Source organism: Parvibaculum sp. (assembly GCF_035511255.1).
In the GTDB taxonomy this organism is placed as follows: domain Bacteria; phylum Pseudomonadota; class Alphaproteobacteria; order Parvibaculales; family Parvibaculaceae; genus Parvibaculum.
On the sequence record NZ_DATKFR010000291.1, the window covers coordinates 1 to 6,633 of the forward strand.

The following is a 6,633-nucleotide window of genomic DNA, read 5'->3' on the forward strand; positions in this document are numbered from 1 at the left end:
CCCCCTCCGCAGCCATCAATCCATCAACATTCCTGCATGAGGTCGTCATGGTGAAGTTCGGCGTCGGTCAACCGATGAGGCGTGTCGAGGACGAGCGGCTGATCACGGGTAAGGGCCGCTATACCGACGACATGTCGGCGGATGGCCAGGCCTATGCCTTCATGGTGCGCTCGCCGCATGCGCATGCCCGCATCGTCTCGATCGATGCCGAGGACGCGCGGAGCGCTCCCGGCGTCCTCGCCGTCTGGACGGGCGTGGATGCGGAGCGGGAAGGGCTGGGGATCGTCGCAAGTCCGGCCGCCGACATGCTGAAGAACCGCGATGGCACGGCGATCTTCAAGACGACGCGCCATCTGATCACGCGCGACGTGGTGCGTTATGCCGGCGACACGGTCGCGATGATCGTCGCCGAAACGCTCAATCAGGCGCGCGACGCGGCCGATCTCCTCGTCATCGACTACGAGACATTGCCCGCGGTCGCGGATACGGCCGGCGCGCTGTCGCCGGATGCGCCCATCGTCTGGCCGGAGGCGGGCTCGAACCTCGCCTATGACTGGAGCCTCGGCGAAGAGGTGCCGGTCGCCGAAGCGCTGAAGAACGCTCATCATGTGACGCGGCTGAAGCTCATCAACAACCGCATCGTCGTCAACGCCATGGAGCCGCGCGCCGCCCTCGGCGTCTACGATGCCACGGCGGACCGCTACACGCTCTACAGCCCGAGCCAGGGCGTCCACTCGATGCGCAACTATATCGCGCAATTCTCGCTGAAGATCCCGGTCGAGAATCTCCGCGTCGTCACCGAGGATGTGGGCGGCGGTTTCGGGATGAAGACCTTCGTCTATCCCGAATATCCGCTGGTGCTCTTCGCCGCGAAGAAGCTCGGCCGCCCGGTGAAGTGGACTGGCGATCGCTCCGACGCCTTCCTGACCGACAGCCAGGGCCGCGACCACGTGACCGAAGCCGCGCTCGCACTCGACAAGGACGGGCGCATTCTCGGCATCCAGGTCGATACCATCGCCAATCTTGGCGGCTATCAGAGCCAGTTCGACCCTTTCATCCCGTCGCTCGCGCCGCGCGGCATGCAGGTCGGCGTCTACAAGGTGCCGGCGCTCTTCAACCGCGTGCGTGCCGTCTACACGAACACCGTTCCGGTCGATGCCTATCGCGGTGCGGGTCGGCCGGAGGCGTCTTATCTGATCGAGCGCCTGATCGATCAGGCTGGCCGCGAGACCGGCATCGGCGTCGCCGAAATCCGCCGCCGCAATTTCATTCCGGCGAGCGAAATGCCCTACAAGGGCGGCGCTTCGCTGCCCTTCGACTCGGGCGACTTCGCGCGCAATCTTGAAGACGCGCTGGAGAAAGCCGGCTTCGGCGATTTCGAGGCGCGTCGCGCGGCGGCGGCGAAGGAAGGCAAGGTGCGCGGCATCGGCCTCAGCTACTACGTCGAGCGCACGGCGGCCGGCATGTCGGATTACGCGCGCATCGCCATTGATGGTGAGAGCGGCATCGTCCACGTCTGGACCGGCCAGCAGACCAACGGGCAGGGACATGAAACGGCCTGGACGCAGTTCCTCGCCAGCCGCCTCGGCCTCGATGTCGAGAAGATCAAGGTCCACCTCGGCGACAGCGACATACTGCCGGGCGGTGCGGGCACGGGCGGATCGAAGGCGATCTATCTCGTCACCGGCGCCATCGGCGACGCCTCCGACAAGCTGATCGACAAGGGGCGCGAGATTGCCGCGAACGAACTCGAGGCGGCAAAGGCCGACATCGAATATCGCGGCGGCGAGGGCGAACCGGTTTTCGCGGTCGTCGGCACGGATCGCAAGATCGACCTCTTCGAGGTTGCGCGCCTTGCCGAGAAACAGGCCGATGTCGGTGAACTCTCCGGCGACGGCGAATACAACCAGAAGGGCAACACGTTTCCGAACGGCGCTCATGTCTGTGAGGTTGAGATCGATCCCGAGACTGGCGTGTTGAAGATCGTGCGCTACACGGCGGTGGACGATTTCGGCCATATCCTCAATCCGCTGCTCGTGGCAGGGCAGGTGCATGGCGGTATCGTGCAGGGCCTTGGCCAGGCGATGGGCGAACATGCCGTCTTCGACAACGAGACGGGGCAGCTCGTCACAGGCTCTTTCATGGATTACTGGCTGCCCCGCGCCGACGACATGCCGTTCTTCGACATCAGCTACAACGAGATTCCCTCGACCTCGAATGCGCTGGGCGTCAAGGGCGCAGGCGAGGCCGGCACGGTCGGCGCACCGGCGGCGTTCATCAACGCGGTGATCGATGCGCTCCGTCCCTTTGGCGTCGAAACCATCGACATGCCGATCACGCCCCAGAAGCTCTGGGCGGCGATCGACGGAGCGCGTCGTGCCGCCGAGTAAACGCGCGGAAATAGGGTAGGGACCCTAACATTTTTGTAAGTTTGGCTCTTCCAGCCGTTGACAATTTGTCAATTGGTGCTGAACATCCGTCTCATGACGATGGAGGAACCCGCCTCCGGGACAGATGAGGCCACGGAGATGGCAGTCCTGGAGATCGAGGATGGGACCGTTGCGGAGGCTGGCGCTGGCGGCGTTGGTAACGGTGTCTCCCGAAGAAAACTCGAAAGCCGACGCAAGCTGCTCGCCGCGGCGCGCAAGCTCTTTGTCGAGCGCGGCTATCACGAGACCCGGCCGCAGGATATTTCCCGCGAAGCCGGCGTCGGTCATGGCACCTTTTATCTGCATTTCGAGGACAAGCTCGACTGCTTCCTTGCCTTTACGGACGAGGCGGCAACGGAACTCGAGTATTTCCTCGCCCAGCATCTCCATGGAGTGGCGCGCTTCGAAGATGCGATCCGCGAAATCCTGCGTGGCATCTTCGAATATTCGGCGACCCATCCAGGTGTACTGGCCGCCGCTTTGACCGACGCCTCGGTGCTCTCCAAGGGCGGCGACATCGGCAAGAAGATGCCGACGACGCGTTGGGCGGAAGGCTGGGCCGTGCTCATCGAGAAATGGAAGGCGAGCGGCGAGGCTGCCGCCGACATCGACAGCAGGCTCGCCGGCCATCTTATCGTCGGCGCGATCAAGCAGGGTGGCGCCTATGCGGCGCGCGATCACCTCGATGCCGACAAGGTTCTGAACAACATGACGAAGCTTTTCGTCAGGGCGCTCGAAAATCGATAACGGCCCGACAGAGGCCAGCACGGGAGGATATCAATGACAAAGCTCAACTACACATGGGACGAGCTGATGGCGTCGCACGCCTATGCGCGTCCGCAGGAGGAGGCCGGCTACCGCTTGCATGGCGGCTTCGATGAAAAAGGCGAATATATCCCGCCGCGCACGCTGAACCGCTGGCCGGCGGTGAAGGCATGGGCGGAGCAGTTGACCGCGCGGGGCTGGCCGCTGATCGACGCGACCGTGCAGCTTCTGAAGCGCGGTCATTACCCGAATATCGAACAGCAGAAGCTTCTGCTCAGGAACGGTTTCGGTGAAACGCTGTGGAATTCGCTGACGATCACCGGCATCGTCGAAGCGCGCGGCCGCGCGCTCTGCGAATTCGAGGCGCCGGACTTCCAGAAGATCATCGTCGAGGATATTTCGAACATGTGCACGGGCCACCTGCACAAGGGCCTGCTCTACGCGCATGGCATCGACGAGGGCGGAGACCCGAAGGGCGACGGTTCGGTCGGCGCGCATGATCAGATGTGGTTCGCTGCCCGCGATCTCATCTTCGGCAAGGGACGCTATCCGATCCCTGCCGTGCCGGAAAATATCGGCCGTCCGGACCAGGGCCGCCTGATGCCGCAACTTCCGGCTGGCTTCGAGCAATTGATCCTGCTCCTCATGAACGTGTTGATGATCGAGGTGCGGGCCGAGGCGGGCTTCAGCTTCAATTGCAATCTGCTGCGCGACCCGGCGACCTTTCCGGACAAGCGCAAGGAAGCCGAACTCGCGGCTGAGATGATCGAACGCATCCGCACCGACGAGGCGATCCACGTCGCCTATTTGCAGGCGACGATTTCCGAGATGCGCAGCCTGACATTCCGGACGGTCGACGGCGGCACCATCGCCGGTCGCGACATGATCGATCCGATCTGGGACGGCATGGTGCATTGGCATTCCGTGACGCAAGCCGACTTCAGCCTTGCACAATCGCGTGACGCGATCGCGCAGCGGCTCGGAGAGAAGCCCGGTCTCTTCACGGAATTTGAAACTCTCGGCGATCGCGCGCAGGCAGCCTGATGGAGGAGTTTCAGGGAAAGACCGCCTTCGTTACAGGCGGCGCCAGCGGCATCGGCTTTGCGATGGCGAAGGCTTTCGGCGCGGCCGGCATGAACGTCATGCTGGCGGACATCGAACGCGAGCCGCTTCTGGCGGCGGTCGACGACTTGCGCCAGCGCCAGATAAAGGTCGAGGGTGTCCATTGCGACGTCGCCGAGCGCTCCTCGGTCGAGGACGCCGCGAAGGCGACCATCGACGCTTTCGGCAAGGTGCATGTCGTCTGCAACAATGCGGGCGTCGGTGCCGGTGGCCCTGTCGGCACCGTCAAGCCGAAGGACTGGGACTGGATCGTCTCCGTCAATCTGATGGGCGTCGTCTATGGCGTCGAAGCTTTTCTGCCGCTCATCCGCGCGCATGGAGAGGGGGGACATTTCGTCAACACGGCTTCCATGGCCGGCATGGTGTCGCCGCCCGGCATGGAGCCTTATTGCGCGACCAAATTCGCGGTCGTCGCCATGTCGGAGGGCTGGGCGGGACAGCTTGCACCTGAAAATATCGGCGTCTCGGTTCTCTGTCCCGGCTTCGTGCGCACACGCATTTCGGAAAGCTCGCGGACGCGGCAGGAAAAATTCGGCAAGGCAGAGGAACGGTCCGCCGAGGGCGCGTCGGCGGCCGCGCAACTCATCGCGGCGGGGCTCGATCCTGACATCGTCGGTGCCTGCGTCCTCGATGCGGTGCGCGACAACGATCTCTATATTTTCACGCATCCCGATATGGCGTCCGCCGTCGAGCAGCGTTTCGCCCGCATCATGCAAGGCTTCGACAAGGCGCGGCAGCGCAGGGCATTGGGCGGTGTCGATCCGAAATCGCCCCAGGTCATCGACATGCTGAGCAAGTAGAGGACCGAACAAGATCGCGTTCGCGGCTCGACCACCTTCGATGGAGAGCGCCGGGCGCAATGAGGGAGGTCAAAGTTTTCCGCGACATTGCCACGCCTCGGAAGAGGGGCGGCTTTTCTCTATGCTGAGGCGGCGGTCGGGAGGATCGTCGCGAGGAAAAAGGGAGTTTTCGATGAGCAGGATCATTCGTTTCGCCGCACCAATGCTGCTTGCCGTCATCGCTTCGAGCGGCGCGCTCGCCAGCGCGGACATCAAGACGGGTGCCGATCTCGTTGCCTCGTGCAAGGCCTCGCTCGAAGGAGACCGGTCGCCGCAGGGAGAGATTTCCGCGACCGCTTGCAACCAGTTTCTGTCGGGCATGGTCGTCGCCGTCTACAACTCGACGGAGGCTGGCATGCCGACCGCCTTGCACCGGCTTGGGCCGAAGCAAGACGAGACGGTCTGCTTTCGCCTTCCCGAACTTTTGAAATACCAGGATTTCGCCGCGCTTGTCGTCGCCTATGACAAGGCGCATCCGGGCCTTGCGGAACGGCCCGCGGCGGAGCTCGCCGGCCACAGCCTTGCCGACAAATATCCTTGCAAGGATTAATGCGCCGGGCTTCAGCCCCGGCGGGCGAAGGCCCAGAGGATGATGGCGAGAGGAACGGCGAGCGTCGCCCATGAAACGACGTCGAGGGGGCCGTCGCCGACAAGGGCGGCGACGAGCCCGACAGTGCTGACGGCGCCGATGGCAATTGGAATGCCGAATATTTGCTGGAAGTTGCGGCGGCGCGTCTTGCGCGCAAAGTGCTGACCGTTTCCGTGCATCATGCGCCCGCCGGTTCCGCGCCGCGCTCGAGCTCCGCAAGACGCAGCTCAATGGGCGAACGCCGACGCCCGAGCCAGAGATAAAGACCGCTGCCGAGAACGACGATGGTCGCGATGTCGAGCAGGGCCCAGATGATCTTCATCGGCATGCCGCCGTAGTCGCCGAAATGAAGGGGCTGCGAGATGAGCAGCGCCGCCGCATACCATGGCAAGCTTCGCATGTCGGTAAGCTTGCCCGTCTCGGCATCGATCAGCGCGGGCTTCAACAGCTTCGACGTGAGCGGCGTCGAGCCTTCCATGAAGACCGCATAGTGATGCCGGCTGCTGAAATTGGTGCCGGGGTAGGCGATGAAGGAGGGCTTCATGTCGGGGGCGGCCGCCCTCGCCGTGGCGACGGCACCGTCGATGGAGGCGAGCCTGCCGGTGGCGATCGGCGGTTTGTCCTTGTAGGGCGCGACCATCTCGGCGAGTTGGCCCACTTGCCAGAGTTGGAAGATCGGCGTCGCCAGCGTGTTGATGACGCCCGTGCCGCCGACGACGAAAGCCCAGGCAAGGGTGACCACGCCGAGAAGATTGTGGATGTCGAGCCATTTGACGCGAGCGCTTTTTTTCTTGCGCAGCGTGCCGAAATCGAGCTTCCGCATGAAGGGACCGTAGATGACGACGCCGGAGACAATGGCGACGACAAAGAGAAGCCCCATGAAGCCGAG

The 6,633-nt window shown here is 63.5% G+C and carries 7 protein-coding genes; 5 read left to right on the top strand and 2 right to left on the bottom strand.

The window, feature by feature from the left end:
* From VMR03_RS11470 to VMR03_RS11490, 5 genes are all read left to right on the top strand, one after another.
* Positions 1-2,390 (top strand): xanthine dehydrogenase family protein molybdopterin-binding subunit (locus VMR03_RS11470; protein WP_325405314.1); only part of this gene is annotated, 2,390 nt, incomplete at its 5' end.
* 138 nt (positions 2,391-2,528) lie between these two features.
* Complete coding sequence (locus VMR03_RS11475; RefSeq protein WP_325405315.1) at positions 2,529-3,176, top strand: TetR/AcrR family transcriptional regulator; 648 nt, start codon at positions 2,529-2,531, stop codon at positions 3,174-3,176.
* A 33-nt stretch (positions 3,177-3,209) separates the two neighbouring features.
* Positions 3,210-4,238: a hypothetical protein gene (locus tag VMR03_RS11480; RefSeq protein ID WP_325405317.1), complete on the top strand. Its 1,029-nt coding sequence runs from the start codon at positions 3,210-3,212 to the stop codon at positions 4,236-4,238.
* Positions 4,238-5,116, top strand: a complete 879-nt coding sequence (locus VMR03_RS11485; RefSeq protein WP_325405319.1) for an SDR family NAD(P)-dependent oxidoreductase — start codon at positions 4,238-4,240, stop codon at positions 5,114-5,116. Before VMR03_RS11480 ends, VMR03_RS11485 begins: the two co-directional genes overlap by 1 nt.
* Positions 5,117-5,288: 172 nt before the next feature.
* Positions 5,289-5,705, top strand: coding sequence for a Rap1a/Tai family immunity protein (locus VMR03_RS11490; protein WP_325405321.1), 417 nt, complete (start codon positions 5,289-5,291; stop codon positions 5,703-5,705).
* An 11-nt stretch (positions 5,706-5,716) separates the two neighbouring features.
* On the opposite strand, the gene VMR03_RS11495 is transcribed toward VMR03_RS11490, so the two are convergent.
* Together VMR03_RS11495 and VMR03_RS11500 are read right to left on the bottom strand one after the other, a co-directional pair.
* Positions 5,717-5,926, bottom strand: coding sequence for a hypothetical protein (locus tag VMR03_RS11495; protein WP_325405323.1), 210 nt, complete (start codon positions 5,924-5,926; stop codon positions 5,717-5,719).
* Positions 5,923-6,633 (bottom strand): PepSY-associated TM helix domain-containing protein (locus VMR03_RS11500; RefSeq protein ID WP_325405325.1); only part of this gene is annotated, 711 nt, incomplete at its 5' end. The genes VMR03_RS11495 and VMR03_RS11500, both read right to left, overlap by 4 nt.